Raw genomic sequence first — 23,475 nt, forward strand, 5'->3', positions numbered from 1 at the left:
CAATCACTCAATACTTCACCGAGTAATCACAGTTATATATGGAAAATTCATCCATCGTCTTTCGCGGCTATACACCGATTCATTGCTGCTGTGATGCCACCTGGCGGCGTTTGCCCAATGGAGAGCAAGCGGTCTTCTTTATGACCGGCGGCAACTTCGAACCGGAAAGTTCAAACTTCGTTGTCATGTGTCGCAGCCACGACGAAGGCCAAACCTGGGGCGAACACGAAATTATTCACCAAAGCGAGGCCTGCAAAGCTGACCTCGAGAAGGTGCCTCACAATATGGACCCCAACTGGAAGGATCGCTGTGTGCCGGAAATCGCGACCACCATGTCTGAAGTCATTGTCGATGGGGATACAGTTTGTGTCTATCTCCAAATTCATGATGGCCACTTCGGGCACTGGCGCACTGCAGTCACACGCAGCACAGATAACGGTCATACTTGGAGCACTCCCGAACTGTTTGAAGCGAAGCCTAAACGCTCGATGATCCGCAATCTCTATCTGACAAGCTGGGGAGAATATCTACTGCCTTACCAATTCCAGCCGACCAATGGGGATTCCGAAGAGAGCTTCATGGACGACCCCAATAAATTGGCTCAAATCAACGGCGTGCTTATCGGAACTGGCAAGAATGGTCCCTGGGAGCAAGGTGGTGAAGTGCAAGGGCCTCATGGATGGGCCGAAGTCAATGTAATCGAACTCAGCAATGAACAACTCGTCATGCTCTGCCGCAGCGATGAAGGCTACCTCATGCGCAGTGAATCTAGCGACCGCGGGCGCAGTTGGACCGAATACGTAAAAACCGACATACCGAACCCCGGCAGCAAATTCCGGCTCTTCAAGCTGAAGCAAGGTGGCATCCTCTTACTTCACAATCCCAGCAATCAAGTCCATCACCCCAACACCAAGCACCGCTGCCCTACAGGCCGAAATCCGCTTTCCATATGGATATCCAACGATAACATGCAAAGTTGGAATTACCAAGAGGACGTCTGCACTTTTCCTGGTGCGCTCTCTTACCCAGACGGAGAAATCGAGGAATCCACCTCTGGCACCTACCTTCACTTTGCCTTCGATTACAATCGTCATGATGTAATCTACATGAAGGTCGAACTCCCCAATCAGTAGTCACTTTTATGAAAAACTCCAAGATTCCCTTTCATCAGAAACTTCAAAACGAAGCCGTCTTTGGCCCCTTTTCTAAAACTTCGGATCCCAATATGATCGAAGCCATGGGCATGGGCGGCATGGACTTCATCATTCTCGATCTGGAGCATGGGCCAAACGATGTCACTACGCTCGGCAACCTGGTCCGCGCCTGCGAATGCTCCGACACCACCGCCGTCGTGCGCTGCCTGCGTTCCGATCAAATCGGGCAGGCGCTCGATCTGGGCGCACGCGTCGTGCAGATCCCTCATGTCAATTGCGCAGCCGATGCAGAACGTGCCGTCGATGCAGCTCGCTTTGGCCCAATGGGACACCGCGGCGTCTGTCGCTATGTTAGAGCAGCCGGACATAGCTCCACCGACAAACACGACTACTTCCACAACGCAGCTGACATCACCGTGATCGCTCAAGTCGAAGGCACGGAAGGTCTCAAGAATTTGGATACCATCATCGAAGTGCCCGGCGTCGATATGATTTTTGTCGGTGTCTACGACCTCTCACAATCCCTCGGCATGACTGGACAGACCGAGGCCCCCGAAGTCGTCGCTGCGTTGAAAGAAGTGGTCGCGAAATGCAGCGCCAAGCACATCCCAGTCGGCACTTTTGTCGAATCCGTCGAGAGCGCACGCAAATACCGCAGCATGGGCATTCACTACCTGTGCTACTCAGTTGATGTCGGCATCCTGATGAGCGCTTGTCAAAACCTCACAATGGATATGCGCCAATAAAAGGCTCATTCAGCCCTCAGTTCCTTAGCCTTTAAAACTCCCCCCCCCCACAATTGATTCCTAAATATGTCACGCACTAAGAAACGGCACGTTTGCCTATCTCTATTATACTTATTAATCAGTATCGCACTGCATGGCGAACACCGCATCGAAAAGGACATCAACTATCGTCCCAAGGACTTGGAACTTCCCGCTGATGACATTCGCCGTACTCAATGCCAATTAGATCTTTCGATCCCGGAAAACACACCAGACTTCGCGACCATCATTTGGCTACACGGAGGTGGACTAGCGGGTGGAAAGCCCTGCTTCTCTCCGGTCAAAGATGAAAGCTTCGCACAGGTCGCCGTCAGCTACCGAGTCACTAGGCAGGCTCCCATCCCAGCCTGTATCGATGACGCAGCGGCGGCCACCGCCTGGGTCCTCGACAATATCGAACAATATGGCGGCGATCCCAAGCGTGTCTACGTGGCGGGGCACTCGGCCGGAGGCTATTTAGCTGCATTAGTGGGAATGGATTCCAAATGGCTCGCCGAATATGGGCACTCTCCCAATGATTTGGCAGGTATCATCCCAGTCAGCGGACAAGTCAGCACACACTTCAACGTCAAAAAACTCCTTGGCGACAAAGGGCCGAAGTATCGTATCGTCGTCGACGAATACGCTCCTATGCATTTCGCGGCCGCGGACTTGCCCCCCATCTGCTTAATCGTCGGAGACCCCGACATTGAATTCAAAAGTCGGGTAGAAGAAAATGAATTACTAGCAATCAGCCTGAAAAACATCGGACATCCCTTTACCGAATATCATCAACAGCCTGGCCGTGACCACGGCACAGTGCAACGCGACGCGGACTGGATTATACCGGGTTTTATAGAACGCGCCGAAGCATGGCGTCGCGAAGGCATGATCCAGCCCAACAAGAAAATCACCGGAGAAAAAGAAATCGCCAACATACTCGATGCCTACAGACGCTTCATGATCCGCATGGATGAGATGGGGGCCAACCGTCATTTCTTTGACCCTCACATGAGTCGACTCACGGATCTATTAGAACAAACTTTTAGCATCGATGGCGTGCCTTTTGTTGTGCAAGGACTCTCTACGAATGAAGAAGGAGAAAGTATTTTAGATATCGTCGTCGCAATGTATAGCGGCACCCATTACGGCATCCGCACCCTTCGTATTCAAGGAATCGTGCAAGACGAAAGCATCGCCAGCGCAATCAAAGAGAGTGCACTCATCCACAGCTGGAAACTCTACGGCCAAAGCAGCGGGCAATGGGTCAGTGACAAAGACGGTGACTACAGCTTAATCGTCAACGTGGACAAGATCGAAAAGAATGCCACCCCCGTCAGCTTCCCCATGTGGAACGGCCCCGAACTGCGATAAGCAAAGCACCGAGTCGATGAGCTAAATGCACTCGCGGCAGCGCTGCATTCGGATAGGTATGAGATTGATAAAAAATAAACGCACGCTAGCACGGGAGATCCTGATCACGTAAGACTCGCTGCCAATCATGGAAGAAATAGGGATAACTATTGAATAGTTGAGCAATTTCATGGTAGAGGCGACGGTGCCCCAAATGATTTGGATGTACAGGATTCCCCATCAAGGCGCAAAGGTCACCTCGACAGCTAGACTGCATCGACGCCTTCCACAAGGCATAGTGATCGACCAATAGCGTCTGCTCTTGTTCAGCGACCAATCGTAGCTTCGACACAAAATGAGCACGTAGCTCACTAGTCACTTGTTGGCCACCGCTCTCGTAAACTGCTTCTTCCTCCCCGGTATATTGATTCACAACGGGAACTGTCGTACGTAAAATAATCACACACTGGGGATTATGTGCGCGGATGCGGCGAATCGCTTCAATCACCTGCTGCTGAAAAACCTCAGGAGTGACTTTGACACAGTCATTTGATCCATAACCAATCAAAACAATGTCGGGATCAAAGCGTAACACATCACGTTCGAGCCGTGCTAAGCCCCCTGCCATCGAATCACCAGAACGTCCCGAATTAATCACCGTAGCCCCCTGCGGAAACAAAGAATAGAGCCCCATACTCAGCAGCCCCACCCAGTTGCAATGTCCATAAGTCCAGTGCATCTGTTGTGTATTTGAATCTCCCAAAGCCAAAATCGTGACGTGTTGCTCTTTAAGGTGCTCCATCTCAGGGGCGAGTTGATTCGGTTGTGTTTCCATTTTAGCGCAAACCGAGCATGCCCGTGCCTCGCATCCAATGCTCCGCAATCAGCGCATCACCCACTGGGCTAGGATGCACACCGTCCACCGTCCAATCAATTTCCGGTTTTTCTGCCATCGCATCCACGAAGGCGGCATGCAAAGGCACCGCAGGACAGATCGCATAGCGCTCCGCCAGCTCACGAGCCACTTGAATATAACCTTTGAGCATTTCAGAGATTTCGGGCGCACGCGGGGGGAAGATGCCGCAAGGCTCGCAGATCACGATACGACACTCCGGCAATTCTTCTTTGACCCGAGACAAGCATTGCTCGTAACTAGCGCGGAACTCGTCCAGCCCCACCGCATCGGACACACGGTCCGGATTAAAATGGTAGCCCACATCATTCACACCGACCTTCACAGAAAGCAGATCCGGCTTCAGCTCAATCACATCCTCTTGCCAGCGCGCCGCCATACGCCGCACGGTATCACCGCTAATCCCACGGTTCAGCACCTCGGGTGCCATACGACGCCCCGCCAACCACTGGCGAATCATCCGCACATAGCCATAGCCCCAGCCCTGAGGATCATCACGACACTGATAGTCTGTGATACTGTCTCCAATAAAAAGCCAGCGTTGCTGCCTCACTTGATCTGTAGTAAAATTTTTCATACATTTATGCCGCGTCACACTCATTTGGTATTATCAGGGGTTAGAATTCTTGCGAATGATTGCTATCATATAGCTCATGCGACTACGATCAAATCCCAGTTCTCAACAAAGAAAAGATAAGCTAGGTTCGTCAACAGAGAACCTATTCATCAAAAACAAATTTCCCAAAGAAGCATTCATGCCTTCGGCACAAAAGACTTCTCCTGTAAATTACAATTTTTCGCCGTAGCTTGATTCACCAAAACCTGCTGGCGGGCAGCAGGCGAATCAAAAACGGCTACTATCTCGCTGAATCTGTGCATGTGATCCAACGCTCCAAGAGCGCCCTCCATCCTTCGAGACACTCTCCCAGACTCCATCCCCTACACGTAATAACATCCAAAGCGAACCGTCTTTGCACTCAACGATCATGTGCTCATCGAAGGATTTATTCACATGCTGATCGCATTTGCCTAAATATTAAAAACTCTACCTATCGCCACGGCTGATCACAGCATAAGCAACCGCTGACGCCGACATATCGTAAAAAACCGGTTCTCCCCAAGCGACCCGTTCCGGAAACAAATTCCAAATCGAGATAGGTAAAACCCAGTCACCATTTGCCAGCACAGTAGGCTTATTCATCATAATACCGTCCCCTAGGCGTCTTGGTTTCGACCAACAAGTCTCCACCGCATCCGGATCGTCACACACAATTGGCCATACACCATGTATACTTAAATTATGACGCAAACTACCTTATGATAGTTGACTACAATAAATATGCTGTTTTGAGTAAAAAACAAGATGCGAAACTTTATTACACTCGGACTCCTGCTAACTACCAGCTACCTGCCTCTCATTCACGCAGCGGTCAAACTCCCTTCTATTTTTTCGAAGCACATGGTCCTACAACAGGGCGAGAGTGCTCCCATCTGGGGACAGGCAAGTCCCGGGGAACAGGTCACCGTATCGATCGCTCATCAACAGGCAGAAACGGTTGCCAACGCAGACGGACACTGGCGAATTGAATTACCCCAGCTGGGATTGGACGAGGGCCCCCACGTACTCGTGGTGGAAGGGACCAACCGACTGGAGATCGAAGATGTGGTGCTCGGCGAGGTCTGGCTGTGCTCGGGACAATCGAACATGGACTTTCAAGTGAGTAAATCAATCGGTGCTCAAGAGGAAATCAAACTGCCGGAGAATCGGCGTCTACGCCAATTCAAGGTAACGGGGCCCATTTCTGAATTTCCACAAAAGGACTGTCATGGTCGCTGGATCATTGCAGATCCGAAAACAGTGGGCAACTTCTCAGGCGTCGCCTATTATTTCGGGAAAAAAATATCCACCGAACTCGGACAAAACGTTGGCTTAATCAACGCTTCAGTCGGCGGCACCGCCATTGAAGCATGGACGAGTCTGGAGGCCCTATCTCAATCACCACAATTAAAAGAGTCCGCCGAAAAGTATCACAACGAACATTGGAAAATCTTCCCCAGGAAATTGAAGCAATTTTCAAATGACTGGACGACTTGGGTCAAAACGAATCAACGAGAAGTCGTAGAACCGACGAATCTAGAGCCCTACCTCAGCGCCGACTCCAGTGGATGGGACTCCGTCGAATTGCCCGGCCCAATCCTAAATTCCAAGCTCCCCCAAGCTGGCGTAATTTGGCTGCGACGCACGGTAGAGATCGAAGACTCCAACGCGAGCCAACGCTGGGGCTTGGAGCTCGGCGACACTACAGGGCTATGTGAAATCTATTGGAACGGTCACAAAATACGAACTGAAACAGTCATAGATCTGACAAAACAGAAGAGTCCCCTACGTGCCTCCATCTCCAACAACTGGATTAAGACTGGCAGCAATCAGCTAGCGATTCGCATGTATCAACCCAAAGAAGGTTTTGCCGTCGGCGACATCCAGCGCTTCCGCCTTTCCTTCCATCAATCCCGACAAGATCTAGATGGCATATGGAAAGTCAAAGTAGAAAGTGCACTCCCAGCATTGAGTCCCGAAGCCAGAGCGAACTATCCGGAAGTCCCACCCCAACCTAAAATCAGAACTGCAAGTTTAGCCGCTGCCTGGTTCAACACAAAGATCGCTCCCCTCATTCCCTATAGCCTACGCGGAGTCATCTGGTATCAAGGAGAATCCAATGCCGGGCGTGCCTACCAATACCGAGAAGCCTTTCCGCTGATGATTCGAGACTGGCGTGCGCGTTGGGGACTCGGCGACTTCCCATTTTACTTCGCTCAATTGGCTAACTATGGGGCTAAAACGAATGAACACCCCAATAGCCATTGGGCGCAACTGCGCGAAGCACAAACCTTAACTCTAAAACTGCCCAATACGGGCCAAGCCATCTTAACAGATCTAGGAGAGTCTAGAGACATTCACCCTCGTAACAAAAAGGATGTGGGCGAACGCCTGGCGGCCATCGCACTCGCCCGAGACTACGGGTTAAACATAGAATATGAAGGCCCGAGTTATGAATCGATGACGATCGAAAACTCAGGCATACGACTTCACTTCTCGAATATCTCAGAAAGTCTGGTAGCGCATCCTGTGCCTGAAAACTACATCGTTCAATCACGCGTGAACCAAACTGCTCCTTTGATTCGTCACAGCCCCAATAGTCAGCTCGAAAGCTTTGCCATCTGCGGCGAGGATCGTCAGTGGCACTGGGCCAATGCAAGTATCGAAGGAACTACAGTCTTCGTTCACTCCCCCGACGTGCCTGATCCAGTTGCCGTGAGGTACAACTGGGAATCCAACCCAAACGGTAATCTCTACAACAGTGCCGGTTTTCCCGCAGGCCCTTTCAGAACCGACGACTTTCCCCTCTCAACTCGAGACGCAAGGTATTAACGAATGACTCATAAGTCATTCGAGGCACACTAATCGGCATCTGATATCGCTGGAGAAAGCGTTCTTTTCATCTCCGAATTTTTTAACACTAAGATTCGATAAGCTTTACGACTGCCTGGCTTCATATAAATAAGTGTCGTACTACTATCCTCTGGATTCACGACGAGACGCTGTTCATGCCGCACCTTCCATTGCCCGGCATCATCTTCAGCTCCAATTCGGACCAAAACGGTAAAATCTTCGGCAGGGCCAAGCTTCGCGTGTAAGCTTTGCCCGCGTTCAATTAACAACTGTTGTTCGTTAAAGAGACAGGCAATTTTCGACTGAGTCAAATTATACACCTGCGATTGCCCCAGCGGCACGCGCTCCAACGAGTTATCAATCGGAAAAACATCATAGCTATAGCTTTTACCCTTAACGGGGAAAAAAAGTAACAGTGCGCGCTTCATTCCGACAGGGATCACAACCGAAGCGAGTAACTTACGTCGTTTTTCACCATTCGCCAGTGTGATTTCACGATAGAACTGCAAGGGGTTCGGTCCACGGTAGTGCAGTTCACTCGAAAGGCGTAGCTCATCCGCCATAATGTCCACGGCCTCCCCCACTCCATCAGGACTGTATTCAATAATTGGCCGCGTATAACCACCACCGCGCGGATGCTCGCCCACACTCGCCATGGGGCCTCCCGGCCAAACGTATACTTGAAATGGAACATCCACAATCTCTTCTTCGCTGGACTGGGCCTTAGCGACAAAGTTTATCATAGAGAAACATAAGAGAATTCGAATCAATTTCATATTCAGAGCTATGAATAGGGAATACAGAGGCATGAGCTTATTCAATCCAATGAAAATCGACAACGATGTATCGACGTCCAAATCGCTTATTTTCGTCATTCGTCAAATCAGCGATTTGAGTATCTGCAGCATCGGCAAGATTAAAAAATTGCGGCAGTCGCTGAACAGTGGCTTCACCAAAGACTTCCGCCTGAACTGCCCCGCTGATTGGATCATTCACACGACCACACACACGTATCTTAAAAGTATCCGAGCGAACCGTTAAACCTGCACCTAGACGTGATAAAAGATCCGCTTGCGTCAACCAGCCTGGAATATCCTCACTGCGCCATCCCACTTGCGCCTCCTGAATAAACCCAGAATCCGTCCGCACATCATCTACCGTGATCTCCTCAGTCGCTTGCTGCAGCGCACCATTGATTCTCGCATCCGCAACTGTAATTCCTAAATCAGCGGCCTCATCTGCTGTAATTTGATCGGCAGCCAATAAGGCAGCCGAGAGTGCACCTCGTACACGATAGGCATTCACGCCTCCATTCGGCATATCACTGGGCGCATCTTGATCTAACGAACGATTCACAAAGCGAGCCATCGAAGTAAATGGTCCACGCCGCTTGACTTCCTTTACGATCTGCCTCGCCAAATTCTTGATTTGCGGCGCAGTCAGCGTTCGATACCCCAAGTAAGCTTCCGGACTCTCCACATCATGGATGGATGGTTTAAATGGATCACCGCTCAGGTCATTGATACGCACATAAGGCGAACCCGTTTCCTGAGTCCCATTCAAACTCTCACCATAAAACGCAGCCAGCAAAGCTCGCCATGCATTCTCCGAAGTTGAGTTAACATTGAAGGCACCCTCTAACAAAAATTCAGCAGCAACATTTCCAGCGGACATCGTAGCTGTGGCCGTCGAATCCAGCGCAACGAATCTCTGGTTCGCTGGTGTTCGACTATTCGGAGTGGGCAAACTGGAGAAAAAGTAACCATCCCACAGTGCTTGATTGAGTAAATAAGAATAATCATAATGCCGACCTACATAGTTATACCAATACTCAGTAATCGGATATTCGGTCCAATCAAGATCGACACGGTCTAGTGGAATCATTGAATCTGCCAGACTACTACCAACCGCATAGGCAGGTATCAAATTATCAATACGCGACCACTGCATACGTTGCCGTGAAATATCATTATCAATGCTGCCGTCTTCATTCGCGTCCACCGCAGTCACTCCAGAATAATATAGGGGCGCGTGCATCAATTGACCAATGCTACGCAATTCATCCCGTGCCGGTGGGGACTCATATAGAACCGCTTGCTTCGGATATATGGTATTCGTGCTAAAGCCTACACTCGCCGCGCTCCCGCTGGAAGGGACACCGGTTGTAAATTCTAAGCCATCATTCAAGATGTTATTTTGAAAGCTCGGATTATTAATTTGAGAATTCTTAAAATCAGCAAACCCAGTATCATGAAAGGAAAGTGGGATTGGTCCCTGCATCCTGCCCCGTGGATTGAATTGCGACAACCACCGCACAGTAGGATCCTCAGCAATTTCAACAAAGTTTCTCAATATTTTAAAGCCGACACTACCATTCAAATCAGGGTAACCAAGTATATCACTCGACGAGCTCATAATCGTAGGGGCACCGTTCACAAACTGTCCTCCCATTCCGAAAAATTCGCTCAACACCTCCGAATCGCTACCAGATGTCTTCACTAATTGCACGCTCTGCGAGGCAGTCCGAAGCGCCGAAACTTTGAATTTCGGCGCCACAAACGGATCGATACTAGACAGGTCCCAACCAGTATCGATGTAATAACTCGAGGTGAGCCTAAATCCTGGCTCCAGTTCGTTATCACCTTCTGCAGCTCGATACAAACGTCCTTCAGGCCCACTACTGATAAACGCATCAATAGGATGGTTACCAGACGGAGCACTAAATGTAATTGCTTCGCCCGCCTCCAAACGCAGGTCGGCAATCGTAAAGCTCAATCCAGGCATGTCATTCAGCTGACTGCTCCTGTCCGTATTTATCAAATAAAAGATTTCATCCCCATCTTTTCTCTCATCCTTTTCACTATTAGATACGGAGGTGAAGCTGCCATCCCCATCCAAATCAAGGTAAAGACTCCAATTGCCAAAAACAATATCATGGTAGGAGTAGTGACTTGGATCAAACGGGCTGGAACGCCCGAAATCGACACGATAATTGCTCACTTCCAGAGCTTTATCATAAGGGTTCCATAAAGTGACTGATGGCATCACATCGAGTAAGACTTTTCGATCAGGCGCCGCACCATAACGTGGAAGCACGTAAAGTTGTGCCTGTGTCACCACTGGGAAAAAACCTGCTTGCTCATCGGTTGTAGCCCGAACGGGCAAATCACCTGCGGCACTCAAGCTCGTATCCACCCATGATTGAAGCTGCGTCCAAAGCGGACCTCCGGGATCATTCAGCGAAGAAACACTCGGATCGTCGAGCGGATCAAACATTTGCCCTGCTGGCATTTCCGAATGATCGAACAGAGCAAGTGTCAAATCTGTCTTAAGCCCGCCATCAACAGTATTTGAAAGCACGCCAAACGAACTCGGGGTCAAATCATGAGCCAAAGAATCAAACGTACTGGCATTCGCAACTGAAAGACTCTTCAACTGCTCCAGGCTGACAGCCTTTTTCCGCAGCACCGCTTGCTCCGCAATCAACGACATCCATTCCAAGCCCTCCATTTGAGTAATATCAAGCATCTGAGCAGAAATCAATGGCATGCTCGCGTCCGTATCTGCTTGATTGATTTTCGCCTTTCCCCCTTCGTCACTTACCCAATACGCATAAGCATCTTCACCATTGAATGTCCGCAGTGGCACCTCGACCACTCCCGCTTGAAGAAACTGCACAACTTCCGTCAGAGTCGATGCCGACAGGTCCAAATCATAGTCAATAAAAGCAGCATCACTCGGCGCGAGTCCTTCGTTACCACTGACCAACCAAGAAAGTAAGCTCCCATTCGTCGCGTCCCAAACTCCAGTCCAATACGCTTGCTCCCCACTATCGAACACTGGAGTCGCGACATCTACATCCATTATCAAGGCGTTCCCACTAATCCGTTGGTCCGGACCAGTCAATCGCTGCAATTCACCCATGGCAACCTGCAGCCCTAGCATCGCGTTGGCTTGTGCCTGTAAGCGCTTTGCTGAGCTCACACTATTTGAAACCTCAACTTGAACTAGCGTGGTGATCGAAATTAGCAGCAGCACCACAAAGGCCATCAAGCTCAAAGCCAGAATCAGCGCAAAACCACCCCTGCGGCCTAAATACTTCGACTTTGATTGCATTAATAAGAATAGACGTTGGCGATAAATCTAATCAACTTATGAGTGGCTGAGGAAAAGTCACTCGAATCACGGTGGGGTAAGCTGATTTCGACAAAGGATTTTACGATACTGCTACCATATGATATTATCAAGCTAAAAATCCCTTATCCCAGCGATATGAACCTCCGCCAATCGCTGGTGATTGCTTAGCCCACCCAGCGATTGGTTACGAACAAATACACTAATATTTAAATCAACTTCAATATGCCACGACCATTAATCACATGCGCTTACCTGTGTCTAATCTCGATCGCTCACATAGGGTTTGCGCTCTCCTCCGGCCCCCAGCCAGACCAAACTCGAGTCTATAAAACAATCGGCGAAAAAGACTTCGAGCTACATATTTTTTATCCGAAAGGTCATCAACCTGCCGAGGCCCGGGCAGCGATTGTCTTCTTTCACGGGGGTGCCTGGAATAGCGGCGATCCGAACCGTTTCTACCCTCAGTGTCAGTATTTGGCGGAACGAGGCATGGTTGCAATCTCAGCGAAATATCGATTGCGTGGTAGCGACGGAACGAGCCCTGCTGAATGCGTCACCGACGCAAAATCTGCCATCCGCTGGGTTCGCAGTCACGCCAGTGCACTTGGAGTCGACCCAAACCGCATTGCAGCTGGTGGGGGTTCGGCAGGCGGGCAAATGGCCGCAGCCACCGCCACAGCTACCGGATTCAATGATCCGAGCGACGACCTGAGCATCGACTGCCGACCCAACGCACTCGTGCTGTTCAATCCAGTCATCGACAACGGACCGGGGCCCAATGCATTCGCACACAATCGAGTCGTCAAATACTGGAAAGACTTTTCTCCCCTGCACAACATCTCGGAAAACACCCCCCCGACGATCATTCTCGTCGGATCCGAAGATGGCGCAAGTAAGCCTGCAGCATGCGAAGCATTTCAGCAACGGATGCAGGAAAATGGTCGCCGCTGTGACTTACTCATCTACGAAGGGCAAACGCACGGATTCTATTTTAAAAAGCCCAAATACCGGCCCATCACCAAGGAAGTGATGGCACAATTTCTTCTCTCAATCGGATTCATCGAAAACCGCGACAATGCGATGCCCCAATAACTCCTCAACACATTCAAAAACAAAAATAGGATGCCGCAGCATACTTTATGCTTCAAAATCCGGCGATGGGAGGTCGCGTTCCATTTCATCGATTCGATAGCCAAACCCAGAACCTGTAAGCGTAGACAAATCAATTTGACCATCACGGCGAGCATACAAGCCCGGATGGACGGCAGCTTCCGGTAAGGATGCATCTGGATAAAACTGAGGCGCATTCGACTCCAGCCCCATGATCGTGCCTGCGTGTGCAGCCAATTGCGCATGTGGGATCATCGCCAGCATCGGGTTCGTTAGATCCTGTACCATCAAGGTCATGCCGTGCGCCTTCGCCCAACACAATGACAGTAATGCGCCCGTTTGCGTCTTACAGGTTTTAAGGGCTACATTGTTCCATCCGAGCTGACGCCCAAGCCGAACCATACGCCAATCGTGGGCACTCTCGTCCATGAACAGTGGCTTGCGTGCTGCGATCGAATGCACATCGATCGGGTGCTCTTCCAGTTCATATGGAAAGGGCTGCTCGACATAAAGTAACATCCCATACACACGTGGCGCATCGACTCGTAGCTTGTCCAGCATTGCATTCACATATGCCGCATCCGGAGCCGTGCAATTATAATCCGCACAGAGCCAGCGCACTCCCAGTTCCATACCTAAGTGTCCAATCGCGACTAAACGTTGAAAGTCCCACTCCGCGTCATGTCCACGCAACTTCACTTTTAAACATGTCAACTGATCACGCAGAATCCAATCACGCAGTAAAACTGGATAGGCATCGTCTGGCTCACTTCCAGTTAACTCAGCAGCATCAATGGGGTCAGTTCCGCCCACTGAGTGCCATGCGGGCATTCGTGCGGCTGGATGAACTAAAAAATCGGCGGGGTACAATCCGGCAAAGGAAACACCTTTGGCATCGGGTTCCAAGTAGTGCGATAGATCCTGACTTAAGTGCTCTTGGTCTAAGCAATCGTAAACGCCGACCTCGTGCAAATTCCCATAGGCATCATAGAGTGCGATATCAAATGCCGAGGCACACACGAGGGCCGCTAACTGTGGTAATTGCTGTTCGCTCTCACGCTCGTCATTGAACGCGGCCCGCAATTCAGGCAAACGCGTTTCAATAAACTCATAGCCCATCTCGAAAGGATGCCCCACTAGATCGGACTCACTCCATGCTTGAGCGACCTGACAAGTAAACGCTTGCAGCGCGGACTCACGCGCCGCAAAGGAAATCGCCCCCGGCCACACCCACTGCACACTCAGGGGCGTCTCCCCCCAACCTTGCGCTGTCTTTTTCGTTACAGGGTCCTCAACTGTCAATGCCACTCGCGCACAAACCACCTCAGACATCGTCTCCTTGCCAAACTGATACGGCGTGCGCGTTTTAACAGGTAGGAAATAAACTTGTATCTTAGTAATTTGCATAACAGTACGGCTTTGAATCAGGAGACATCCCAGGCAAAGACTTTAACGCTATCATGCCCCCAAGTTTCATCAATGATCAGGCGAATTGCCTTCGTCTCAACATCCAAACTAAGTCGAACCAAACGCTGAAAACTATCGGTCTCACAGGCGACTTCCTGCCACTCACTCGACTCGTTTTCCGCCATGATACGAAAGCCCCGAACTAGTGTCGGCTCAGGCTTAATATCCCAGCCATCTCTGGGATACCACAAAGGCATGTTCGCCCATTTGCGTTTAAGGTTACTGTCAAAAACGATACGTGCTTGCGACAACTGCTGCGGCGATTCGAAACGATACTCAACCCATGCCCCCTTCGCTGCGATCCATGCATTCACCTCCCCCCGATCTTCATACTCGCGATCATGGCCATTGCGTAACAGCTCCGCATCCCCTGAGGACGCCAGAAGACTTGCGGAGCGTGAAGGTTCGGGAATCGCACGCGCAAGCCCAGGTAACCAGCAGTCGTCGGCTTGTAAGCTCGCCTGTAGTTCTTCTATGTGTAGTTGCCCACATTCACGTGGCGTGCAAGCTTCCCGGATGCTCAACGAAGCCGCCGTTCCGATCGCTTGCCCTAAGAGCGCACAAGTGGCCATCACCCGCGTAGTGCACAGCGCAATGTGTGTCGCGCTGATATTGCGCCCTGCCATCATCAAATTCTCAACGTTCTTCGAATATAAAGAACGAAATGGAATGCCATAAGGGCAATTTACTTTAAACCAATCATGAGAATATTCGCCTTTTCTCAAGGAGCCTTTGGAATCATGATCATCAATGGGCCATCCACCATAAGCGACGATATCTTCGAATGCATTCGGCTGCTGCACATCACTCTGACGCAACATGTGATCCCCGACATAGCGTAAGCTCTCCCGCTTTCCGGGCAGAAATCCAAACCACTCCAAGGCTAGATTCTCAGCACCGTGCTCGCCTTGATTTTTATAGTGATCGATGAGTCCGAGTCCCAGATTCAGTAACTCCTCTTTGATCTCCTCAGAGTCGTGAATGGTATCGTCTTCACCACCCAACTCGACAAAGAAACCATTGGCCCCGCTGACCGGCTTCAGATTAATTTTTTCTACATGCTTCGGCGCTTCCTCATCATTATGGAAAGTATGAATCCATGTCGGCGGCATAAAGCGCTGCGGACTCCCCAGATCGCGCCAGACAAAAATGAGGCTCATCCCCATCTTAGTTGAACTCGCGACATCGGGCGCCAGAGGCTCATCAAATTCAGCTGCCGCCTCACGACCATCACGCATTTCAGCGCCGGCAAAGGACGACAAAATGCTATCTCCGGAACAATCCGCAAAGACCTGAGCGGACACCTCAAACCATGTTTGGGTAGTCGATTGCCATGCTCTCAATGATTCCAGACGCCCTTCGCTGGCCTTGGCCTCGGTGCAGGAGCAATTCAAAAGTAGGGTTAGGTTTGGCTCAGCCTTCGCAATGCCATGCATCGCTAAATCCCACATCTGCCAATTACCGCTGGGATTACGATAGAGCGTCTCCAGCATTATTTCTTCAATAATTCCCGTCTCACGCACACTGCGATCCCACGAGCCATATGCTCCCTGAACAGGCACTCGAATTTCACTGGATGCGTTGCCACCTAAAACGGGACGATCATGCACAAGCACAGTTTTTGTGCCGTGACGAGCCGCAGCCACCGCCGCACATAGTCCAGCCAGCCCTCCCCCGACGACGCAAAACTCTGCTTCAACTTGAATGGTTTTCATATCTATAAATATTGAACAGCTTGCTGATACGTGGGGTGAATTTCATCCCCCGCCAATTTAAATAAACTTTGGTATAATTCACTGAGATCACGGCTGAAAGGACGAACCGGATAGGTCAATAAGGCACGTGCCAGCATAACAGGATCTTCTAAGGCCAGAGCATTACCTAGCATAGTCTGGTGCGAGGCTAGCGCAGATGTCATCCCCATCGCCACATCAGGAATTTGTAGTGGCTGATCATTCGCCGATGCGATTTTCTCTCCAATCAATACCTGCGAATATTCAACACACTGGTCGTCTCGTATGCCTGCGATGGCACCTTCATTCGGTCGCGAGGTGGCTAAGCGCATTTCGCGCACGCCTGCAATCGCGGCCATAATACGAACAAATATATTCTGATCCTGACGACGGAAAGTGCTGTCTTCTTTCCAATGATTTTCCCAAAAATCGTCGTCCAATTCTCGGTCGAGATATTGCTGGAACTTATTATCCATGTTCTGACGCACCTTTCGATTGGATTGAATAGCTGCCTCCACCTCGGCAACGGTTCGATTCGGGTTATGCTTCCTACAATTCACTAGAGCATCGTCATACATCAGATGAGCCAAGCCATCTCCTTCCGATGAGAAAACCATCACTCCATACTTCCGCCATAACTTCACTAAGGTGGTCACACTGTTAGTGATATTGTCTCGCGCAAATGAATCCCACCATGGTTGCAGCTCGCACATCTTCCAATTATCATCGATATGACGATTCAGTGCTTCCAAAATGGGCTCCCCCTGCCACTGTCCATCAATGATATAACTCAGGTGATTCACTCCCGCACAATCCACCACCAAATCTTCCGCCTCCTGGTCTTCACCAAAGATACGTGAGATGTCCGACAAGTGGTTAGTAAACCCCGCACAGACACCAAGGCAGCGAATCTTCGTATGATTATTCACCATCGCAGAGAGCACTGCGATCGGATTTACGAAATTGATCAACCAAGCGTTCGGGCACTGGACTTCCATACGCCGCGCAAGATTCATCAGCACAGGAGCAATTTTCACCGCCGAAACCGCACCATTGGGCGAAATGTTATCCGAACTGATAAAGCCACGATCAAAAGACTCATGATGCCCCAACATGTAGGACTTGGGAGCACTCGCGGGTAGAATCACTCCAACCATATCAGCCCCCAACAATGCCTCGTCCAGCGAGTTGCCCCAACGAATCTGGCAATTTGCTCGCGCTCTCTCTGGCGTCTTCAACAGCATGCGCCCCATCGCCTCCGCGCGTGTCAGGTCTAAATCATAGAGAAAAACCTCTCCATTATCGAGCACTCCAACATCCGCCATCGCAGCTCGTATGACTCCGAATAAGCGCAATGCTCCTCCACCAAAAAAACAAACTTTCATAATATTCTATTGTTAAATTTTATTCTACAGATTGCTATAAAAGCTGTAAGCTCGGCTCCATTGCACGGTCTCTCCTGAAGCAAGCTCCAAGTTTATAAATTGCTCGGGGCAGATATACAATGGGTTTACATGCATTATAATCTTCGATGCCTGGGGTGTCGTCTCGATCCCAACAGACAATGAAGACGCAGAATGCACCAACTGTAACGCTCCTGAATAAGACTCAGGTAATTCATCTATAAAGGCATCAGCTGCTTTCATTTTCGGAGTGATCTCACTAACTACAGAGAGTAAGCCCCCCTCCTGTTCGATTGCAGGCTTAGGGATATCAGCGGGTACATCAAAGGGTAGTTTCAGCTGATATCCCACCGCGGTCGTAACATCATCAAAATGTATAAAATTATGGGCATAATTCCGTGTCGAGAAGGAGTGGGTGCCCGTATTGGTTAATTGGTGTGTAATAATAACACGATGCCCCTCAAGCTCCACACTCGACTCAAGTGAGTAGCCATAACCGTTCACCACTGGCAACACCTGCCGAAACACCGCACTGGTGGACTGCCACTCCACACTGGTTTGCGCAAGCTCGATGACTTCATAATTATCAAAAAAGCGATACGGATCTTCTCTCCCGCGTCGCAATGTGCCCACGCCGACTTTCATAAAAGCATCCCCCACCTTCGCATCATCGTAGCCCGGAGGACCAAACTCACCTTGCCGGTATGCCAAATCAAACTCCATCGCCAAACCACCATTGTGCTTGATCGGGTTATGCTCCACAGGACTATAGAGATAATCATGCCCATCCATGACGACCCGAAGCACATTCGCAATGGGAGAAAAACGTAATCCTTGATAGTAAGGATCGACCGCATTTGGATCCATCACTTCGACAGTCAAGACTCCATTGTCTAAGACATGTACGGCCTGGTGTCGTACTTCAAACTCAGAGAATACCTGGCAAGCGCAAGTAAGGAAGCAGGAAAAAAAACAGAATAAACGAACAAGCTGCATTGGAACGGAATTAAGCGTCATGATGTTGGTTGGGCACGAGAGTTGTTGATCCAATAAATTAAAATCAATTCACTCAGGCTTAAGGCTCGACGGCCCATTTAACTAACCGCCGATTGGCACTATCGACTACATAGATCCACTCCCGACCATTTACATCCTTGATGGCGGCGATGCCCGAAGGCTGAGAAAATAAATACGTACGCTCATTTCCAGCTAGCCCCTGATTCAAGTCAAATGCGCCCAAGAGTTCTCCAGTCGCGTCGAATTTTAGAATATGATTCCGTGTCGGATCGGTGCACCAAACCACCCCGGCACTATCAACGGTAATCCCCAGTGGATTCCTCAAGTCGGTGTAGCCTGGAGGTGAACTTTTCGCACGATGCGTCTCCCAAACAGCCGTGCCATCGGCAGCGAGACGAGTTACAATACGAGACGATCCACCGGCTACCAAGAGCCCACCATCCTCCAGCTTCGCTAAGCCGTAGCTGGAGTCAGATGAATCATCCATACTAATAAATAGTTCGGGTGCCGAATCGGGCGACCATTTATACAAAGATACATTACTATTATTTTTTGCATCAGGATTCTTTAAGCGTAGGACGACTTTACCATCATCCATGACAGCGAGATCAGACGCATAAAAATACCCGCCCTCCCATAATGGACGCCCCTCATTTAGCTGCACCGGTGCCGCCCAACCTTCGTCGGTCAGCTTGCATACAAACAGGTTGATACCGCGAACGCGTGCATTCCAGTTGGAGCTAATATATAAATCTCCATTAGCTGCGAAAGCGAAAGATTCAAATGCGAGTTGCCCATCTTTAAATTCAGGGTCAAAGGCGACTTCAACTCGATCAGTCTCACCTGGCGTTAAGCGCATGAGCTTCCCATTGGACAAGAAGTACAGATCCCCCCCATACGGTTTCAATTGTGTGTCGTTAGTCACAATGGAGGCCGCATCTTGTGCTAAGGTGTGCATGAGATCAATCGATGCCCCCAGACTGTTGTCGCTCACGGCATACTTACGAATGGCAGCCCCCGCACGGTCATCCTGATAAGCAACCGTCAATTGACCATCGGGTGCAAATTCCAGCGCCGCGATAACCGCATCGACAGATTGCTTCCATACGGTCTCCCATGCTCCCCGCTCATTCAACACAAAAGCCTGAAGCTGATCTGAACGTTCATACCCGCCGACTAGCAGTTTCTTTTCCGCATTAAATGCTAACTGGCTCAATCCGCGCTCAAGTTCCAAGCGCTGAATTTCATCTCCATCAGCTGATAGTATCAATAAATCCTTAGCAAGTGCGACGAAGATCCTCCCGTCATCACCAACACAGGCTGCGGAAACATTGCCATCGATGAGTTTCCTCTGATAAAGCCCGTCCATCGTATAGACATACACAGCATGCTGCCCGGAGGTATGATATTTAAGTAAGACTTGGTCCGTGCCATAAGCACACAGTATCATCGCGCCCCCTGGGACATTAAATTCCTTATTCGCAAGCGGCATTAAACGCCCATGACTCGACTCAACCAACAAGGGACGATTCAGGCCCTCCTGTAATAGAATCTCCCCTTCCCCCGCAGCGACGAGATTCGATACATTTCCGAGCTTACGAGAAGGTTTCAAAGTCGATTTACGAAGATCCCCGACATACATACTATAAGGCCGGTATAGTGAAAGCAGTCGAAAATCATCATCGGCAACGAACTCCCCGACCTGCTGATCCGCACTCACCCAGAGGCGTCCCTCTGCATCATATGCAATGTCATTTATAGAAGACGCTCGCCAAGTATCAGTCACCACGGCTTCTTCGAGGCGGGGACGATCCGTGGTCAACTCAGGCACGCCATGATTCTCACTACGCTGCCAAAGCCCAGGCGGGTAACGTCCACTTAGATAATACACCTGCACGGCAACTTCACGTTCAAGTAGTCCACGCGCTTTCCAATACTCTCCTTTTTCGAAAGCGCTGATAGACGCATCCAAACAAGCCAACATGGCTAAATAATCTTCCTGCGAGAGCTCTGGCGCGATTAGTTTGGAAATTAAATCTTCACGCAAGTCTTTCGCAAATTCAATGATTGGCTGCAAGTCCTCCACATATCCTTCCGGCAACCTGATGTCCAAGGCCCCCAGTCCTTCACAATCCGGAGAGCGAAATGCATACATCATAAACGGCTCTAATTCCAAGTCCATGGACTTGGCAGAGACATTGACGGAATCACCACTTGAGGCCGAATAGATGCTTGCATCGCCCACAGTAAGTGAGGTCTGAACCTTCACGTTTAAACGATTGACCAAATAAAACCACAGCACGCCTTGCTCATCGCGATGAGTCCAAATCGCAACTGGATCGCGCGCGAGCTCCGATGGCTCAAAAGGCACATCCGGCAGCGAGCGAAACTCCCGCATGAATGGTTGCAGTAAAGACGGGGTGCCAAATATCCAGCCACTCCCGCCGTTTACGAAAAAACGAACATCTGAGTTTGCCATCGCTTGCGCGTACATACCACGCTCATTCAAGCCCGAAGGCATACACGAATCGAATGCCGAGTATGGCTCTCCTCCCAACTCAGACCAATCCAAGTTGCGATTGACTTCATAATAGGAACTATAGAGCGCATAAGCGCGTCCATCCATACGGCCGACTTCTTTCAATGATTCATCATGCAAGCGGTCAGCTTTGGATGCATCGCTGACGGGTATCGAAAAACGACGACCGTATCCTTGACTAGGCGGAATAATGACAATCTCACTCTGCTTTGCATAACGTTCCCAATCCATACCAACTTCGCGCATTTGCTGGAGAATGTCGGTACTCAGCGCATGCCGACTATCCAAACCGAACCAATTCAAGTAAAGTTTTGCATCGGGTTTCGCCTGCTGAATGCGCGCTAAGATCCTTTGGTGATAGTCGTAAATCTTATCGCAACGCCATTGCACCCAGCGCTCCCGGGCAGCTCCCATCAGGAAATTATAACGTTCAGCAAATCGATTTGGATCTTCCGCATCGCCTGGCACTTGCATGCCCGTATCGCTTTCAAAATACGAAATGGTCCAATCATCATAGCCCCAATTATAATTTGGCAAAGCATTCCAGCCCTGCCACTGCCAAGTAAACATCATACGCGATGAAATACCGGTAAAAGAGTCTACATCGCCCAAAGTGTCGGCCAATTCCCCCAAGATATCAATGTACAGCTGCTGCACTTTGGGATGTAATGCATTAAATACATAGGGCTCCCATGAATGTTTATACTTACCACGGCGATCCCGGATGATCATGTCTTTGACATCATCATCTCTAAATTTCACCTCTTTGACGGTCTTCCCATTTTCCTTCGATTCCTCTTCCCAAATCCCGATCACATGCTTCTCAAACCACTTTTGCCCTGTGATATGAAACTCTGGCAAAAACTTCTCGTTAAACTTCTCCGCAACCAGAGCACCTAAGCGAACCTCATTGTCTGGACGACTGAAATACCCGTCCAGGATTCGACTCGGATAGTGGTTTCCCTGATACACATTAATGGTCGGAAACATGAGATTGGCACCGATATGGCGGTTCCACTCTCCCCATCGATTAAAGGCATTCAAATCTTGGCGAATATCCCCCGATAGACCGCCAAAAAACTTCAACCAGCGGCCATTTTCTTCGAAGTAAAATCCAAGACTGCGACCACGCGTCTCTCCCAGTGGAGCCGCAGGCAATCCAGATTCAACCAAGTCGATCTGAATACTTGCTGCGGCAGCCTTCATTCCGGGAACCAAGTTTAGCACGGCAACCACCACTTCATCTTTTGCTTTCGCATAGAAGAAGGCTTGGTGCGTTTGCATGCTCATTGTCAGTGGATACTGGTCTCCGGTTTCCACTCCCCCCGTATTCGCCACGCTCAAAGCTAAATTACCTTTTCCTGAACCGTCGTTGACCCAGAAGCCCATACTCCGGCGATCATCGTCTGGATATGTGACCGTGATCCGGTATAGACGTTGCACCTCTGGCAAACTGAATTTATACGAAAAACCATCCAGCCCCCAGTAGCCATCCCCATCATTGCCTTCACCAGAAGATTCGCGATAGCTTCCGAAATCGGTTTCCACAACACGAGTTGCCCCATCCTTTTCCCAAAATTGCCCAGCTGGATACTCTGCACTACAATCAATAGAAATCACAGGGCTCACCGTTAATTCTGCAGGCGGCTTGTCCACCCCCTGTGGATCTACAATCACAAATGTGCCGGCCTTTAAATCCGCCGGTAATAAATCGATGCCATTCGCCTGCCCCACCAGATCATACACACCCTCGGGAGGCATGGTTAACTCAACTTGCTTTTCTACCGGTTCGGCAACCGCGGCAAACTGAAGTTCCCCAGCGGGAAACAAAGCCCCAGTCTCACGGTTCCGGAACTGCAATTGATAATGGCTTGCGACACTACTACCGCCCAGAAAGGTAAAAGGCACTTGTTCGCCAGCATGTGAAATGCGCTCGCCTGATAGATAACGTATCGTCCCAGTCGCATCCTCTGCTTTGCGAATTCTCCAACTATCTGGCAGATCTCCAGGCCAAGTCACACGATGGAATCGGATGGTATGCCTCCCCGCACTCAGCCAAAAATTGGCTTCTTTGAAGCCAATGACTTTATCAACGACATCCGCCTTGGTCGAAACAGAATGCCACAACACAGTCTCGCCATCAATGATTACATTGCGTGGCCATTCTATGGGCATTCCGTTAAACCACATCTCATACCAAGCATCTTCAGGAATCTCGATATCATACTCCGCCCACCCAGAAGCCTGATTGAGCTTCCCTTCTGCCTTCAACTCCTCAGGTTTGCTCCAACTAGGCCATTGTAAATGTGAATTGGAATAACTCCAGCCTTCACGTTTAATTTCGAATGATTCAGCTGCTGGCAATTGCCCACAGAAAAGAAATAGGGTAATGCATGCTGCCGTTTGAAGCAATAGACGATTCATCATAAGAGGT

At 49.9% G+C, this 23,475-nt stretch carries 14 protein-coding genes; 5 read left to right on the top strand and 9 right to left on the bottom strand.

Annotation, left to right across the window (positions count from 1 at the left end; translation table 11 throughout):
• Nucleotides 1-38 precede the first annotated feature (38 nt).
• The 3 genes from SH580_RS03335 to SH580_RS03345 all read left to right on the top strand — a co-directional run bounded on the left by SH580_RS03335 (nucleotide 39) and on the right by SH580_RS03345 (nucleotide 3,292).
• A complete protein-coding gene (locus tag SH580_RS03335) occupies nucleotides 39-1,133 on the top strand; it encodes an exo-alpha-sialidase (RefSeq protein WP_319833594.1) in 1,095 nt (364 codons plus the stop codon).
• 8 nt (nucleotides 1,134-1,141) lie between these two features.
• Nucleotides 1,142-1,900: an HpcH/HpaI aldolase family protein gene (locus tag SH580_RS03340; RefSeq protein WP_319833595.1), complete on the top strand. Its 759-nt coding sequence runs from the start codon at nucleotides 1,142-1,144 to the stop codon at nucleotides 1,898-1,900.
• A 66-nt stretch (nucleotides 1,901-1,966) separates the two neighbouring features.
• Entirely contained in the window at nucleotides 1,967-3,292 is a 1,326-nt protein-coding gene (locus SH580_RS03345) for an alpha/beta hydrolase (protein WP_319833596.1), read from the top strand.
• Between the two features lie 85 nt (nucleotides 3,293-3,377).
• On the opposite strand, the gene SH580_RS03350 is transcribed toward SH580_RS03345, so the two are convergent.
• On the bottom strand, nucleotides 3,378-4,106 hold the full coding sequence (locus tag SH580_RS03350; RefSeq protein ID WP_319833597.1) for an SGNH/GDSL hydrolase family protein: 729 nt from the start codon (nucleotides 4,104-4,106) through the stop codon (nucleotides 3,378-3,380).
• Between the two features lies 1 nt (nucleotide 4,107).
• Nucleotides 4,108-4,761, bottom strand: coding sequence for an SGNH/GDSL hydrolase family protein (locus tag SH580_RS03355; protein WP_319833598.1), 654 nt, complete (start codon nucleotides 4,759-4,761; stop codon nucleotides 4,108-4,110).
• 786 nt (nucleotides 4,762-5,547) lie between these two features.
• Here SH580_RS03355 and SH580_RS03360 point away from each other — a divergent pair.
• Entirely contained in the window at nucleotides 5,548-7,614 is a 2,067-nt protein-coding gene (locus SH580_RS03360; RefSeq protein ID WP_319833599.1) for a sialate O-acetylesterase, read from the top strand.
• Nucleotides 7,615-7,643: 29 nt separating this feature from the next.
• On the opposite strand, the gene SH580_RS03365 is transcribed toward SH580_RS03360, so the two are convergent.
• Both SH580_RS03365 and SH580_RS03370 read right to left on the bottom strand, forming a co-directional pair.
• Nucleotides 7,644-8,378 carry a hypothetical protein gene (locus SH580_RS03365; RefSeq protein WP_319833600.1) on the bottom strand — a complete coding sequence of 245 codons (735 nt, stop codon included), beginning with the start codon at nucleotides 8,376-8,378 and terminating at the stop codon, nucleotides 7,644-7,646.
• Nucleotides 8,379-8,448: 70 nt separating this feature from the next.
• The gene (locus SH580_RS03370; RefSeq protein ID WP_319833601.1) at nucleotides 8,449-11,751 is read right to left on the bottom strand and encodes a hypothetical protein; all 3,303 of its coding nucleotides are present in this window, start codon (nucleotides 11,749-11,751) and stop codon (nucleotides 8,449-8,451) included.
• Between the two features lie 243 nt (nucleotides 11,752-11,994).
• Here SH580_RS03370 and SH580_RS03375 point away from each other — a divergent pair, with 243 nt between their 5' ends.
• Nucleotides 11,995-12,864: an alpha/beta hydrolase gene (locus SH580_RS03375; protein ID WP_319833602.1), complete on the top strand. Its 870-nt coding sequence runs from the start codon at nucleotides 11,995-11,997 to the stop codon at nucleotides 12,862-12,864.
• A gap of 45 nt (nucleotides 12,865-12,909) precedes the next feature.
• Here SH580_RS03375 and SH580_RS03380 read toward each other — a convergent pair whose 3' ends face one another.
• From SH580_RS03380 to SH580_RS03400, 5 genes are all read right to left on the bottom strand, one after another.
• Nucleotides 12,910-14,289: an enolase C-terminal domain-like protein gene (locus tag SH580_RS03380; protein WP_319833603.1), complete on the bottom strand. Its 1,380-nt coding sequence runs from the start codon at nucleotides 14,287-14,289 to the stop codon at nucleotides 12,910-12,912.
• Nucleotides 14,290-14,306: 17 nt separating this feature from the next.
• Nucleotides 14,307-16,064 carry an FAD-dependent oxidoreductase gene (locus SH580_RS03385; RefSeq protein WP_319833604.1) on the bottom strand — a complete coding sequence of 586 codons (1,758 nt, stop codon included), beginning with the start codon at nucleotides 16,062-16,064 and terminating at the stop codon, nucleotides 14,307-14,309.
• Between the two features lie 2 nt (nucleotides 16,065-16,066).
• The gene (locus tag SH580_RS03390) at nucleotides 16,067-17,467 is read right to left on the bottom strand and encodes a family 4 glycosyl hydrolase (protein WP_319833605.1); all 1,401 of its coding nucleotides are present in this window, start codon (nucleotides 17,465-17,467) and stop codon (nucleotides 16,067-16,069) included.
• 24 nt (nucleotides 17,468-17,491) lie between these two features.
• Complete coding sequence (locus SH580_RS03395; RefSeq protein WP_319833606.1) at nucleotides 17,492-18,367, bottom strand: hypothetical protein; 876 nt, start codon at nucleotides 18,365-18,367, stop codon at nucleotides 17,492-17,494.
• A 193-nt stretch (nucleotides 18,368-18,560) separates the two neighbouring features.
• Complete coding sequence (locus tag SH580_RS03400; protein ID WP_319833607.1) at nucleotides 18,561-23,468, bottom strand: hypothetical protein; 4,908 nt, start codon at nucleotides 23,466-23,468, stop codon at nucleotides 18,561-18,563.
• Nucleotides 23,469-23,475: the final 7 nt, after the last annotated feature.

Origin of the sequence: Coraliomargarita algicola (genome assembly GCF_033878955.1) — a bacterium.
Lineage (GTDB): Bacteria > Verrucomicrobiota > Verrucomicrobiia > Opitutales > Coraliomargaritaceae > Thalassobacterium > Thalassobacterium algicola.